This is a genomic window from Acinetobacter sp. AM, from assembly GCF_003105055.1.
GTDB classification, from domain to species: Bacteria; Pseudomonadota; Gammaproteobacteria; order Pseudomonadales; family Moraxellaceae; genus Acinetobacter; species Acinetobacter tibetensis.
Map to the genome: position 1 here is coordinate 21,276 of NZ_QETG01000007.1, position 14,550 is coordinate 35,825.

Below are 14,550 nucleotides of genomic sequence, written 5' to 3' on the forward strand. Positions count from 1 at the left end.
ACAGTCAGCATGAGTATCTAATTATAAGAAAGCCACAAACAAATGTATTGTACCAGCTATAAATCCAGTGACCCCACCTAATACAATCAGAATCCATTCGTCTTCCTGAAATGCAGGACGTAACAGGTTCTGGAACTCTTTCGGCGTTAACTCTCGAATACGCTCTCGGAACATTTGAAAGATTTTCTGTGCACGGCTCGCATTGAACGCAGGGTCGCATACTGGCACCATCGTAATTTCAATTGAGCGATCAATCAAGTCCGTCTTGAGTTTTGCGTACTCTTTTGGCCCTAAAGATAACTGTAATGACGTTCTAACTAGTGGAGTTTCCATAATCTGATTAATATGACGCTTGACGATACGACGCGTTTTGTCTTTTTTACTGCCATACATCATTTCAGTCATGATGGATTTTAACGTAATCAGGTCTTCTGTGACTACACTCGCAAATACGTCCGATACTTCTTCCTGACGCTTCATGAACGCACCTTGAATATTATACGTTCCGATTCTAGGCCAGACAGGCTTAACCCAAGGAAACTTACGATCTTTAGTTAATTCAGTGAGTTGCGGGTAACGTACATAATGTGGCTCTATCGGGTTAAAGACCATCCAGATTGCAATCCAGTTGGTTAAAAAACCCCAAACCGATGCCCAAAACGGAACTGTCCAGTGCCAAGGCACCACAAACCACACAATCATTTGGAACACGCCAAAAAACATTCCAATTAGGGCACTAATGTGCCAAATGAAATTGATTTCTTTCTGTCCCACTTTTAAGAACATACGGACCATTAAACGACGATCACCCTCCATTTGGCTGACCACCATTTCACGCATGTTAACCAATGACTCGACGTTCACAGTTAATTCTGTTACCAGTTCTCTTAACACTTCTGGAAGCTGCTTATGCGCCTGCGCATAGATACGGCGTTTAATCGAATAAGGTAGATTTTCCCAAAGTACGGCGTTGCGATCGACCATCACTTCATCAATCAGATGTTCCAGTTCAAAGCCAACCTGTTCACCGATAATACGCGCCATATCTTCTGGATCCATGGCATCTAGAAATTCGCGCAAAGAACCCAATTTAGACAAGGTGTTATCGGTAATGATCCCTGAGATGCGTCCTGCCTTTCGCGGCACAATTCCCTGCCAACCCACAGGCAAAGGACCTAAATGAAAGCCCCAAAAAGTAATTGGATAGAACACCATTTTGAGCGCCATCCAAACATGTGCCCAGGTCACAAATGCAGTTACAGGAATAATGCTCAGCACAGCCCAAAAATCGGGACGATTCAAAAAGGTTTGCCACAACTGATTGATGTACTCAAGCATGCATATTTTCCAAAATAATGACTAAATAATGACTAAATAACAGAGATTAATTCTTAATTTTTTTAAACAGGTTATTTTCTGCTTAAGCCCATACTTAATGTATAAGAGAATTGTATTTTCGGTTCGATGTGTTCCACAACCTCACCCTCACGATTTTTTAATTCTTCTCCCGCCCCAAGCCCGACACTCAATGTGCTAATGCGATCTTTGTCTAACAAAACATATGCAAGATCTACACCCGCACCTAAGCGCGTTTCATCTTTATTGTCCACTTGCTTACTGGCAATGTGACCCGCATAAGCCCCCACATAATACCCGTTTTTATCCTTCCCTGTGAAATAGTAAGGATATCTAAAACCAATTTGTGTTCCAAAAGGCGAATCATCAGTAAGAAAAAAACCTGCTTTGCCATAGGCAATACCATAAGGATTGACCCATTCAGCATTTAAGTGAATCAGTTGTTGGGTTACCCCTGCTCCAAGATTCCATGTGCTGACACTTTCAGGCGTCAATTTCGCATCTGGTAAATAATGATGGTCTTGCGCATAAGTTGTATTGAATAATGTTATCAATGCTAACAAGGGATAAACTCTTGTCATTATTGTCACCTTTGTCCTTATTTTAATTGTGCATGCATTCCAAATTTTTTGCATGTTTTTGACTTTAACAGAATTGTTTCTATTCTTATATACAACACCTGATCTTTTTACTGTCTATAAAGTCAAAACACCCAGTTGCAATTAAACAACCTAGCCCCGACCAGTTCCAACAGATAAGCATTATCAAAGCCTGTGACTTGAGTTAGAATAGCGCCTTCCTGATTCTCCCCCACAGTGTAAGTCAATAGCGTATGAAGCAGCACTTTCCTTTAAAAAATGTCCAACAAGAAAAGCGCATTTATCGCAATCGAGTATTTATCTCTGTCGGGATTGTCAGCTTTTTTATGTTGCTGTTGGTGGCACGTTATGCCTACTTGCAGATTATGCAATATCAACAGTTTGCGACAGCATCGGATCAAAATCGTATTCGACTTCAACCACTTGCACCTGCTCGCGGCTATATTTATGACCGTAATGGTATTTTATTGGCCGATAACTATCCTGTCTTTACAGCAACAATGAGCCGTGCGGATATCAAAGATATTGACGACACAGTCAAGCGTCTTACCCCAGTTTTGAGTTTGACTGACGAAGATATTGAACGCTTCCTGTCTCGGATTGAAACCTCGAAAAAAACCGAACGCGTTTCGATTAAACTTAATTTAACTGAAACGGATATTGCCAAATTCAGTGAAGTTAAATTCCAGTTTCCTGGAGTCAATATAGAGACCCAAATGACCCGTTATTATCCACATGGTGAACTGTTTGCCCATGTGATTGGTTATGTGGGTCGTATTAATGACAAAGAACTAAAAAGTATTGATAAAGACTTATATGCAGGCACCAACCTCATTGGAAAAATTGGGGTGGAAAAATCCTATGAGGAACTCTTGCATGGCGTACCCGGTAATGAATCTGTCGAAGCCGATGCGCATGGTAATGTCCTGCGCCATTTAGGACGTAAAGAACCCGTTCGTGGTAATGATTTATATCTTTCGCTCGATTATGGCTTACAGACTGTCGCTACCGAGCAATTGGCAGGACGTCGTGGCGCCATTGTCGCCATGGATCCCCGTACAGGAGAAATCCTTGCGCTGGTTTCTAGCCCAAGCTTTAACCCAAACTTGTTTGTTACAGGGATTAGCCATACCGACTATAGCGGTTTACGCGATAACCTTGATCAACCGCTTTATAACCGTGCAGTACAAGGGGCATATCCACCAGGTTCAACCATTAAACCCATGTTTGGTTTAGGAGGTATTCACTACGGCTATATCGACTGGGGTACCGCAATTTCTGATCATGGCTACTTTACCCTGCCGGGTGACTCTCATAAATTCCGTGACTGGAAAAAATCGGGGCATGGTGTAGTCAATCTGCATAAGGCCCAAGTCGTTTCCTGCGATACCTTTTATTACGTGCTCTCTTACCGTATGGGTATTGAGAAAATGAATGCTTGGATGCGCCAATTTGGCTTCGGTCAGAAAACAGGGGTGGATTTACCGAGTGAAAGTGAAGGGTTATATCCAAATCCTGACTGGAAAATGCGTACACGAAAAAGTAAATGGCTGAAAGGTGAAACGATTTCGGTCAGTATTGGTCAAGGTGCATTTACCGCCACGCCATTGCAATTAGCCATGGCTACAGCAATCACTGCCAATCATGGTGCACATGTTATCCCACATGTATTACAAACCAGTAAAGGGGCTAAACCACATAAAGTTTTAAATGCACCTGATGGGCATATTCAGTTTAATGGTAAAGACGAAGACTGGGTACAAATGCGAGATGCCATGGTAGATGTAATTGAAACTGGTACAGGTCGTGGTATTCGAACGCCAATGTATAAAATTGCAGGAAAAACAGGTACAGCACAGGTCAAAAGTATTGCGCAAGGGAAAAAATATAATGAAGCTTTACTGACCGAACGTCAGTTAGACCATGGTCTCTTTGTCGGTTTCGCACCTGCAGAAAATCCTGAGATTGCCATTGCTGTAGTGTGGGAAAATGGTCGTCATGGTGGTTCTGCTGCACAATTGGCACGACCTGTATTTGACTATTGGTTAATGCAACGTAAAAAGAACCCGATTAAGCCTGAAGGGCATCAAATTAGTGGTGGATTAATGACTGCTGGTATTAAACCAGGTGAACTACCGAGTGGCTCTGGTACATCTAGCTCAACCGCTAGTACTCAGGCTCAGCAAAGCACGTCAACACCTCATACTGCTACACATTCACCAACTCAAGTTGCGCCGACACAACCACAAGCCCAAGCCGCACCAACTGCTGCAACGGAAGATATTGAATAATGAAGAATCAACTCAGAATTATTGGTGGAGAATGGAAACGACGCCAACTCGCATTTGCAAGTATTGAAGGACTACGCCCGACCCCTGACCGCGTCCGCGAAACCTTGTTTAACTGGTTAATGTGGGATATTCAAAATGCACAAGTACTGGATTTGTGTACAGGTTCTGGGGCTTTAAGTTTTGAAGCCCTCTCACGTGGTGCAAAACATGTCACGATGATTGAACCTAACCAAACTCAGGCACAATTTCTAAAGCAGAATATTCAATTATTAAAAGCAGACAATTGCCAATTAAAAGTGACCACTGCTCAACAAGCGCTCGTGACACTAAAGTCAAGTTTTGATCTGGTGTTCTTAGATCCACCTTATAGTTTAAATCTTTGGGAAGAACTGGCCAAACTGACTGATCCGCTGATTGCTGAAAATGGGTTGATTTATATTGAAGCTGATCGTGAGCTCAACACGCTGAATTTACCGCACAGTTGGCAATCTATAAAGCAAACCAAAGCTGGTACAGTCCGAGCAGGCTTATATAAAAAAGTGACTCGTTCTTAATGCATATTTAATTTGAAGCCAGTTATCTGCACCCTGCCTCAACTGGCTTCAAATAATAAATGCAACAGCTCAACACCATACAATCACATTAACGTGGTGGTTGGTTATGATCATTATGCTGATTATTCGAATGATCATGCTGATTAGAATCAGGTCGATGATCTGAACCATGATGTGGAGGTGGTCTATTGTGCCGATGATCCCAATCATCATGCCATAGACATCCCGTGAGTAAACTCGTGGTTAAAACCAATAACACAATATTTTTAATCATTATTTTTACCTAATCTTTTTATCCAATTTTTATTATTCCTGATTCAAAGATCATGAATAGCAATATTTTGTTTGCTGCCTATTCCCACCCCAAAATACAAAGACTTGAAAGATAATTCAGTTCAATAACATATAAAAATTTTGTTTTTAAATAAAAACCAGATGGAAAAAACCAATCTCCATCTGGTGCATTGATACTCATAAATCAATTAAAGGGTATCGAATAAAGTCAACTTTGGGAGATGAACCATTTTTGTCATTCATATGTTTTTGATGAGATGGTTCTGGTTGATAATCAGTTTCTTGAAGCATTGGACTTGTACTTGAATGATCCATGCCTGCACTATGTGACATACAACCCATCATCAAGCCAGTACTCAGTACTAGCAATAAGGTTGCTTTTATCATTTTCCTTCCCCTTTTTACTAGGGTCGAATATTTATTATTCTTCTTTAAAGCGATTTAGGGGTTTTCAATTTGTGCGTTTTTTGTACTATTTTTTAAAATACGTCTACTCTATCACTAATAGAAAAATTGCGATAAATAAAAGCCGTGCTAAAACAATTATGTTCTTGTCTTCAATTTTTCGAAAACTATCTCTCCCGCAACTTATCTAACATAAAGTTAAATAAGAAGAACATCCTCTTATTTAACGAGATATTCAGCATCCTTAAAAATTCAGCTAATGTGGTAATGGCCTAGTCTGCTTATAGTTTGGTCGATCTGGTCGATGATCAGGTGGACGACTTTCAGGAGGTCTACGTCCAAATGGACGGTGCTCTGGTGGCCTATTTTCTGGAGGACGATGCTGTGAAGGATGATCATGCGGAGGTCTATAATCTGGACGTCCATCCCATCCATAACCATAAGATGGTCGATGATCATAGTCGTGATGATCATGGTCATACCAATCATCATCATACCAAACACAACCCGACAACATAATGACCGACAAAGTGGATAACACAATTAGTTTTATCATAATGTTCCCCTTACATATGGGAGTACTTCTTCATTATTCAGAATAAAGATGAATAAAAAACAAGCAACTTGTTCTGTTTTTGTTATGGCAAAATAAACGTGCTGTTATGACTTAATGTCTATATTTCCATTCATTAAAAATAGATGTAATTCCATCACCTTAACGCTTTTTATCGAACAGTTATTCTTCTAGGCTGAAGCAATATGACCGACCTAGTCAAATCACGTTGATGAATACTCCCAGTTAAAATACTTTAAAATATATTGTATTTTTTCAATATCTTTAATTTTTGTTCAATACATCTTAATCCGAAATAATTTCTTACAAGTCTCCCCTGAGTCATCCCTCCATAAAACAGCCTCGCCCTAGCCATTATGTGTGGTTTAAGTAAATGAAAATCGTTTGATGACGTGCTGTTGAAATATTTAAATACAAATCCTGATGACCGTTTCACCTCATTGTTACCCAAGCTACACAGTTTGCACATTATTGTATTATTCACGTAATTCATTCTGTTTCGCTTTGTTGTTTCAATTGATTGAATGCCTGTGAATCCTTAGCATGAGTCCTGTTCTGACTTAAGTGATGATAAGTAGAACAGCTTTAATTTTATCTCGTTAATAACACAGGATGCCTATTATGAAATTAACTCATATCCTACTTGCAACAACCTTTGCTGCTGTAACAACCACAACTTTTGCTGCAACAACTGAACAACCTCAAACTGAAGAAAAAGTCATTGTTTCAACCCAAGAGCAACCTGCTAGTTCTGCAACTGAAGGCTCGGCTGCTCAACCTACTACAGACTCAGCAAGTGAAGCTACGCCAGCACAATAAGGCCTAGTACACCAGTTTTCTAAGACCTTCACTCCACCTCATTCACTCGAAGGTCTTAGAAATTTTCAGGTGATTCAGCGTATTCTGTGTCACCTAAATTTTCTAAGAAATGTATAATTATCTAAAATTCCTGAATAATGAATATAGTTAATTATGATGATTCCCATGACATCAACTATGATTGATTTTTAAATAAAGTAAATAAAATCATATAAATATTAAAAATATTAAACCTAACCCAAAACCTATTTATGCTAGCTATCCACTATGGCATAGCTTGTTTGCAGTCATGACTTCACCGTTAATAGCATTATTGTGAATGGATTGAATGGGATTCGCTGTGAGCACAAAAAATACTGATTTTACCACTGAAGTGGCAATCCTTGGCGCTGGCCCTGTAGGGCTTACGCTTGCAAATTATTTAAGCAAACAAGGGGTTCAAGTCACCGTCATAGAACAACTGGATCAATTAATCGATTACCCTCGTGCTATTGGTATTGATGATGAAGCATTGCGCACGATTCAGTCTCTTGGGCTAGTAGAGCAAGTTTTACCCCATACAACCCCAAATCATGCCATGCGCTTTTTGACTCCTAAAGGGCATTGCTTTGCGGATATTCAACCTTTAACACGTGAATTTGGTTTCTCGCGTCGTAATGCTTTTATTCAACCGCAAGTCGACAATGTATTACTACAAGGGCTAAAACAATATCCACAAACCCAAGTTCTATTTGCACGTCAACTGACTGAATTTAGCCAAGATACGCAATCAGTCACCTTGAATATGCAAAATAAACAGGGAGAAGCTGAAGTTGTAAAAGCCAAATATTTGATCGCCTGCGATGGGGGTAACTCTATCGTGCGTCGTACCTTAAATATCGGTTTTGACGGTAAAACTGCCCCGAATCAATGGATTGTCATTGATATAGAAAATGACCCATTGGCAACCCCACATATTTATTTATGCTGTGATCCCGTGCGTCCATATGTCTCGGCTGCATTACCGCATGGTATCCGTCGTTTCGAATTTATGGTGATGCCTGGTGAAACCCAAGAAGAGCTCAGCAAACCAGAAAGTATTAATCAACTGTTGGCAAAAGTTTTACCGAATACCCATAATATCGAGGTGATTCGTCAACGTGTATATACCCATAATGCCCGCATTGCAGATAAATTCCGTGTAGATCGTATTTTACTTGCAGGTGATGCCGCGCACATTATGCCCGTCTGGCAAGGTCAGGGCTATAACAGCGGTATGCGTGATGCCTTTAACTTAGGCTGGAAAATGGCATTGGTTGTACAAGGAAAAGCAGGACCTGAACTCTTAGATTCATACCAAATTGAACGTAAAGATCATGCCAAAGCCATGATTGATCTTTCCGTGATGGCAGGTCATGTATTGGCACCACCGAAAAAATGGCAAGGCTTTGTACGTGATGGCATTGCATATGCACTCAATTATATTAAGCCGATTAAACAATATTTATTAGAAATGCGCTTTAAGCCCATGCCGCAATATCATGATGGCGTGTTGATTCAAAATAAGCTGAAGCACTCACCTGTCGGTAAAATGTTTATTCAGCCTAAAGTTGAATTGGTTTCTGGCGAACAGGTGCTCTTGGATGAAATCATTGGCAATGACTTCGCAATCTTGGCTTGGGGGGTAGACCCACAATGGGGCTTATCAGATGCAACCCTACAACAATGGAAAAAGCTAGGGGTAAAATTTATTCAAGTTTTACCTGCGGTTCAGTTGCAAAATGAAAAGCGTAAACAATTCGATGGTGTGATTTGTGTCGGTGATATTGGCACTGAAATCCGTAGCTGGTTTGGTCGCACCAACGACTCTATGGTCATTTTACGCCCTGACCGCTTTGTAGCAGCACTCGCGATTCCTCAAAGCGTAGATCAAATCAGCCAAGCATTGTTCGCAAAGTTACACAGCAAAGCTTAATGCTCTGCGCTACGGCGTTACATCCTCTAAATCACAAAGCCCAGAACAATTCTGGGCTTTGTGATTGCGCGCTAAATAACTATTCAATCGCTTTGAACCATGCAATATCCTGAACCGAAGCACGAGTTTTCATCTGTCGTAAAAATGGTTTAGCTTCTTCAAAATATGGCAGCAACTTAAACGACATGGCATACACCAACCAATACGCCAAATATAAATCTGCCGCAGTACACTTTTCTCCAAGTAAATAGGGTTTTGCCTGACTTAAACCTTGTTTTAAAAATTGAAATAAACGCTGTTCATCACCAAAACTTAAACCCATTTTCTTACTTTCAATCAGATCTTTAGCCACATTTAAATTTTTAATGTCCATATATTCGGTTAATGGGCCATGGATGTAGAACAGCCACTTTAAGTAAGCACCACGTTTAGGGTCATGCAGTGCGGGAGCAAAATCCTGCTCAATATATTTATCTGCCAGATAGGCAATAATTGCAGGTACTTCAGTGATGACAATATCGTCATCTACCAAACAAGGTACTTTTGCCATGGGATTAATGGCTAAATAAGTTGCCTGATGCATATCTTCATAGCTGATATTAATCAATTCTACCTGATCTTCAATCTTTAGCTCTTTGAGGAAAGGCAAAATGATATTGCCTCGTGATTGTGGATTGGTATAAAGCTGCATCATTGTTATGGTTCCACTGTTGTTATTTTGCGCTACCTTAGCATAGCTTGCCTCTCAACTGCGTGGTGATTCTGTCATCCATGACCTAGAATTGGAGCATATTTTCAGTGCTGAATTAGAAAATTCCAGTATAGAATTGCTCTTTTAAGATTTTTAAAATGAGGTTAATCGCCTCATTACGTTGCTCTTTGCGATAGCTGGCATACAGACCAATGGTGGGTAAAGGTTCAATGGTATTTTTTACCACGATTTTATCGCCCAATAAGGGAATGACATAAGCAGGAACCAAACTCCAGCCTACCCCCATCCCGACCAAATTCACATTGAGTAGAATGTTGGTAGAATGCTGCACCACATTCACATTGAGTTTGGATTGTTTGAAAAAATCCTGAATAATTTTATAAAGTTGAGGTGAAGCACCTTCATCACTGATAATAAAATCTTGCTGATTAAAACTTTTAATACTGACATGACGCTGCGCTGCTACAGCCGAATCTTTCGGTACAATGAGCGCCAAAGGTTCATTGAAAATTTGTACAAACTCTAATTCACTCGATTCATCAATATAGCGGGTGAAAGCAATATCAATGTCGCCTTTCTTTAAAGCTCTGAATTGATCTGCATCAGTCAAACTATGAAAATGAATTTTTAAATCGGGAAAATGTGCCCGAATATTGGGCATGATGTAAGGGAATATCTTCATCTCGGCCACAGGCACAAAACCAATATGTAATTGGTCTTTACTCATATTTGCCACTTTACGTGCATCGTGAATGGCTTTTTCCGCATGTTCCAAGCTGAGTAATGCTTCCTTTAAAAAGGCTTTGCCTTCTTCGGTCAACTCCACTTTTCGGTTAGAGCGAACCAGTAACTGTACGCCAACCTCTTGCTCCAGATCTTTGATTTGCTGGCTTAAAGAAGGTTGTACCGTACACATGCGCTGCGCAGCTTTGGTAAAATTTAACTCTTCAGCCACTGCAACAAAGTAACGTAAATGACGTAATTCCATCAGTGCTCTCCTTCATGTTGAACGGATACAACTTTAGCTGCCACTTTTACTCGATACACGACAAGCGTGGCTAAAGTCATCATGGCACAAAACAAATAAGTCATGGCATAGCCCCAATAGGCAATTAAAATTCCCATGAACACTGAACCGACCGCCAAGCCTAAATCAAACAGGGTAAAATAAGTCGAAATCGCATGTCCAATCCGTTGCTTGGGTACACTCTGAATGGCGACCGTCTGCAAACATGGAAATAAAGTGCCATATCCAATTCCGATCAGTACCGCGGATAACCAGAGTACCCATGGCTGATTCAACTGACTGAGCACAGCTAAACCAACAGCAAACAGAATAAAAGATGGATAAATCACCACGCTAGCCCCTTTCTGGTCAAACCAACGCCCCACCCATGGTCGAACCAAAATCATGGAGCAGGCAAAGACCAGAAAAAAGGTACTGGTATACGCTATCAGTTGCTTGGTTTCAGTATACGCCGCAATAAAGCTCATCACACTCGAATAAGAAAATGCTGTCAAAAGTGCGACCAAACCCACAGCAAGTACGCGAAACTCAATAATATCGTGTAGTGTTAAACTGGAAGATGATGGCTCGACTAAAGATCGGCTGTCTTCATCATGAATAGGAATGCACAGACAGAAAATAAATCCTAGCGTCATCAGTCCCGATAAAATGGCAAATAACACTGTAAAACTGGCATATTGAGTGATGGTTAAAGCCAATAAGGGACCAAACACAACCCCTAAATTGGTTGACATCACAAAGTAGCCCATCCCCTCACCTTTGCGATGTTCAGGAATAAACTCATTGGCAACAGGTACCGTGACTGTCGTTAAAATACTGAACCATATGCCATGAATAAAACGCACCAATAACAGGCTCCACATGCTGTCGATCCATAAATAACTGAATGCAAACAGCACAAATAAAATTTCTGAGCCACGAAAACTAAGTTTCTTGCCTATTTTTTCCGAAATAAGCCCAGAAAAAGGACGTACCATAATGGATGAAATCAAAAACAAGGTCAGTGCTAAACCCGCTTCTTGAATAGACCCACCCAAATCTTTCATGATGTAGACAGGTAAAATGGCCAGCAAGGCAAAATAATAGGTAAATAAAAACAGGTTATTCAGAACACAAAATACAAATGCTCGATTCCACAGCCTCTCTACACGTCCATCCGATCTCATTTTATGGACTCACTTTCTCAGTCGTATTCATACGTGCAGGTTGCAGAACCATGTTCAGCAATGCTTGAATATAAGCTTCATCAGGCTGATGATTAAAGAAGATCATCTGATAATGAATGGGCGCATACAAAGTATCGAGCATCAGTTCAAATGGATAGTCGGCACGAATCTCTCCACTTTGAATGGCCAATTGAATCAACTTTCGGGTCGCTTCACGGCGCGGTAATAAATACTGACTAAAAAACGCCCCAGCGGCTTCACGATGCTCGGATAACACCACCAATAAAGCTCGTCCAATCGGGCGATTTAAAGCATGTGATAACTTGAGTAATTGTTGCTTTAAATTAAATTCCAGACTCTGCGCATAATCCAGTTCAAACACCGAAGCCGTTTCCTGCTTGAAGGCTTCAAAGACCAAGTCAGATTTATGTTTCCACCAACGGTAAATGGTGGACTTCCCGACACCCGCCCGAGCAGCAATCTCTTCAATCGTCAACTTACCGTATTCATAATCTTCTAAAGCTGCGATCACAGCATCTAAAATACATTGCTTGCGACGCGAAGATTTTTCTAACTCAGACATAGCTCACCACAAAACGAAACGATACGTATCGTTTTATACTAATGTAATTTTACTGTCTAAACTAGAGGATTAAGACCAAGGACTATAAGTTCATACCATTTAGCGGCATAAAAAAACCCGTGAGTTAGTTACACTCACGGGTTTCGCTTGAACACAGCTAAATTTTAACTTGGTGTCGAAGACTTTTTATAAATGCTGCAAGATGGGTGATGGTTTTCTTGCAAACGAGCCACTTTACGTTGTTCTGCAGCCTCAAAACGACAACGCTTCCATTCATTGGTTAAGTCCAATGGTGGAATTTGTTTAGGTTGACCTGTTTCATCTACCGCAACCATCGTGAAATAGCAGCTATTGGTATGACGTACAGTACGTTTTTGAATATTTTGTGCTTCTACACGAATACCGATTTCCATAGAAGTACGGCCCACATGGTTCACACTGGCAAGGAAAGTGACCAACTCACCGACATGAATCGGCTCTTTAAAGTTCACTTTATCAACTGATAGTGTCACAACATAACTACCCGAATAGCGACTTGCACAGGCATAAGCCACCTGATCCAGCAGCTTTAAAATAGTTCCACCATGAACATTACCCGAGAAATTTGCCATGTCTGGAGTCATCAATACAGACATGGTCAACTCCGACTGATCATCTAAAATTGGAGTAATTTGATCTAATGGGGACATCGCGCTCTCTAGACTCTTGCAAAGATAGTAGAATATGTACGCATTATTATATAACTTTTGTCATAAATAACATGTTCAAATCGGCAATTAAGTCATCACTATTATTTATAGTGATTACCATATCATTCAGTAAAATATATATTAATGCGCTCGAATTTAATATAAACCTATAATTTTATTATATTTATCTTAAAGTCATTCAATAACGACTATAACTTAACCGCTGACCTTGTCTTTGCAAAGCTCTATTTAAATGACTGAGAACCTCAAACAAAACCAGTCCATTACTTGAAATGGGAAAGTGAAAGTTTTTTAAATATTAAAATTGGATGAATTGAGGCATATCAATTGAAAATGACATTCTGCTTAAATTAACGGCCCTCCCCACAAGAAACAGCCCAATCGTTGTCCTCTTTTTCACGCTCTGGAAAGAATGAATTGAGGCTATAAGCTCTAATATTTTTGAGTGCCACAGTGCTAGTTCTGAACAGAGTATTGAGGAATTTTATAACCGCGTGAATAATTCTGTTGATCGAAGACTTTCAAGATATTACTCAATTGTTTATCCGCAGCATGAATACCTGCCTGCATGGTTTCTTCACGCCCTTTGACATCAAAGATATGCACTTTTTCACGTAAATCTGGCTGAATGACAATATCGGCATGTTTCAATTCTTCTCGAGCCAAGTGATTCTGCATAATGTTGATATTTTGGTTAAACAAGCCCCACATATTACTGGTTTCTGTGTGTTCGGGTTGTGCCAAAATATCTACAGCAATCACAATGTCTGCACCTAATTCGCGGGCAACATTCACAGGTACAGGGCTGACCAATCCACCATCGACATATTCATCTCCCGCAATTTTTGTTGGAATGAACATACTCGGAATAGAAACTGAAGCTCGGACCGCTTGTCCAGTATTACCATAATTGAAAACTACTTTTTTACCTTCTTTTAGCTCGGTCGCCACTACATACATTGGCGTTTTTAAAAGTTCCAATGGTGTATTGAGCACTTGTTCATTGACATAGTCTTGAACTTTTTGACCATCAAAGAAACCCGTCATTGCCAGTTTTACATCACGGACATCATTGGCTTTCATATTCAGCGCAATCTCACGTAATTGTTGGGCATTTTTCCCACTGGCATAAATTGAACCCACTACGCTGCCTGCACTGGTGCCCACAATCAAATCTGGATGAATCCCGTATTGCTCCAGTACCTGAATCACGCCAATATGTGCATAGCCACGCGCACCACCACTGCCTAAAACCAATGCCACAATCGGACGATGTTCTGTTTGTTTGAGTTTTTTGAAGTCGATACGATTCGCCTGCACTTGAGCTTCAGTAACTATAGGCGTAGTTGTCGGCTGAGCCGAGGGCAATAATGATGACTGAGCCATACTCTGCCCCGAGAACATTCCCCAAATAATGCCAATAACTAAACTAGATTGAAGCGGTTTCAAGGTAGGTAAACTCTCTGATCGTGACTAATAGTTATTCTATGCAAAATAGATGGTTTC

15 protein-coding genes are annotated in these 14,550 nt (G+C 40.4%); 4 read left to right on the top strand and 11 right to left on the bottom strand.

All coding sequences use genetic code 11. From position 1 onward, the window contains the following. Positions 1 to 21 precede the first annotated feature (21 nt). Positions 22 to 1,338, bottom strand: a complete 1,317-nt coding sequence (locus tag DCO44_RS05230; RefSeq protein WP_116759752.1) for a hypothetical protein — start codon at positions 1,336 to 1,338, stop codon at positions 22 to 24. Positions 1,339 to 1,409: 71 nt separating this feature from the next. Beyond that, positions 1,410 to 1,937 carry a hypothetical protein gene (locus tag DCO44_RS05235; protein WP_116759754.1) on the bottom strand — a complete coding sequence of 176 codons (528 nt, stop codon included), beginning with the start codon at positions 1,935 to 1,937 and terminating at the stop codon, positions 1,410 to 1,412. Between the two features lie 251 nt (positions 1,938 to 2,188). Here DCO44_RS05235 and mrdA point away from each other — a divergent pair, with 251 nt between their 5' ends. Both mrdA and rsmD read left to right on the top strand, forming a co-directional pair. Further along, positions 2,189 to 4,246 (top strand): penicillin-binding protein 2, encoded by a 2,058-nt coding sequence (gene mrdA / locus DCO44_RS05240; protein ID WP_228157509.1) that lies wholly within the window; start codon positions 2,189 to 2,191, stop codon positions 4,244 to 4,246. Next, positions 4,246 to 4,800: a 16S rRNA (guanine(966)-N(2))-methyltransferase RsmD gene (rsmD, locus tag DCO44_RS05245; RefSeq protein WP_116759756.1), complete on the top strand. Its 555-nt coding sequence runs from the start codon at positions 4,246 to 4,248 to the stop codon at positions 4,798 to 4,800. Before mrdA ends, rsmD begins: the two co-directional genes overlap by 1 nt. 88 nt (positions 4,801 to 4,888) lie before the next feature. On the opposite strand, the gene DCO44_RS05250 is transcribed toward rsmD, so the two are convergent. The 3 genes from DCO44_RS05250 to DCO44_RS05260 form a co-directional block, all read right to left on the bottom strand. Further along, entirely contained in the window at positions 4,889 to 5,074 is a 186-nt protein-coding gene (locus tag DCO44_RS05250) for a hypothetical protein (protein WP_116759758.1), read from the bottom strand. 197 nt (positions 5,075 to 5,271) lie between these two features. Further along, positions 5,272 to 5,481, bottom strand: a complete 210-nt coding sequence (locus DCO44_RS05255) for a hypothetical protein (RefSeq protein ID WP_116759760.1) — start codon at positions 5,479 to 5,481, stop codon at positions 5,272 to 5,274. Positions 5,482 to 5,755: 274 nt separating this feature from the next. Next, positions 5,756 to 6,055: a hypothetical protein gene (locus DCO44_RS05260; RefSeq protein WP_133243150.1), complete on the bottom strand. Its 300-nt coding sequence runs from the start codon at positions 6,053 to 6,055 to the stop codon at positions 5,756 to 5,758. Between the two features lie 639 nt (positions 6,056 to 6,694). Here DCO44_RS05260 and DCO44_RS05265 point away from each other — a divergent pair. Next, positions 6,695 to 6,892 carry a hypothetical protein gene (locus tag DCO44_RS05265; protein ID WP_116759764.1) on the top strand — a complete coding sequence of 66 codons (198 nt, stop codon included), beginning with the start codon at positions 6,695 to 6,697 and terminating at the stop codon, positions 6,890 to 6,892. Positions 6,893 to 7,220: 328 nt separating this feature from the next. Continuing rightward, on the top strand, positions 7,221 to 8,846 hold the full coding sequence (locus tag DCO44_RS05270) for a bifunctional 3-(3-hydroxy-phenyl)propionate/3-hydroxycinnamic acid hydroxylase (RefSeq protein ID WP_116759766.1): 1,626 nt from the start codon (positions 7,221 to 7,223) through the stop codon (positions 8,844 to 8,846). Positions 8,847 to 8,925: 79 nt separating this feature from the next. Here the strand turns inward: DCO44_RS05270 and DCO44_RS05275 are convergent, their stop codons facing one another. The 6 genes from DCO44_RS05275 to DCO44_RS05300 form a co-directional block, all read right to left on the bottom strand. Next, on the bottom strand, positions 8,926 to 9,537 hold the full coding sequence (locus DCO44_RS05275) for a glutathione S-transferase family protein (protein ID WP_116759926.1): 612 nt from the start codon (positions 9,535 to 9,537) through the stop codon (positions 8,926 to 8,928). Positions 9,538 to 9,652: 115 nt separating this feature from the next. Beyond that, complete coding sequence (locus DCO44_RS05280; protein WP_116759768.1) at positions 9,653 to 10,546, bottom strand: LysR substrate-binding domain-containing protein; 894 nt, start codon at positions 10,544 to 10,546, stop codon at positions 9,653 to 9,655. After that, entirely contained in the window at positions 10,546 to 11,751 is a 1,206-nt protein-coding gene (locus DCO44_RS05285) for an MFS transporter (protein WP_116759770.1), read from the bottom strand. Before DCO44_RS05285 ends, DCO44_RS05280 begins: the two co-directional genes overlap by 1 nt. 1 nt (position 11,752) lies before the next feature. Then, positions 11,753 to 12,334 (bottom strand): TetR/AcrR family transcriptional regulator, encoded by a 582-nt coding sequence (locus DCO44_RS05290; protein ID WP_116759772.1) that lies wholly within the window; start codon positions 12,332 to 12,334, stop codon positions 11,753 to 11,755. 164 nt (positions 12,335 to 12,498) lie between these two features. Then, the gene (locus DCO44_RS05295; protein ID WP_116759774.1) at positions 12,499 to 13,023 is read right to left on the bottom strand and encodes an acyl-CoA thioesterase; all 525 of its coding nucleotides are present in this window, start codon (positions 13,021 to 13,023) and stop codon (positions 12,499 to 12,501) included. A gap of 477 nt (positions 13,024 to 13,500) precedes the next feature. Beyond that, positions 13,501 to 14,430 (bottom strand): patatin-like phospholipase family protein, encoded by a 930-nt coding sequence (locus DCO44_RS05300; protein ID WP_228157510.1) that lies wholly within the window; start codon positions 14,428 to 14,430, stop codon positions 13,501 to 13,503. Between the last annotated feature and the right edge of the window lie 120 nt (positions 14,431 to 14,550).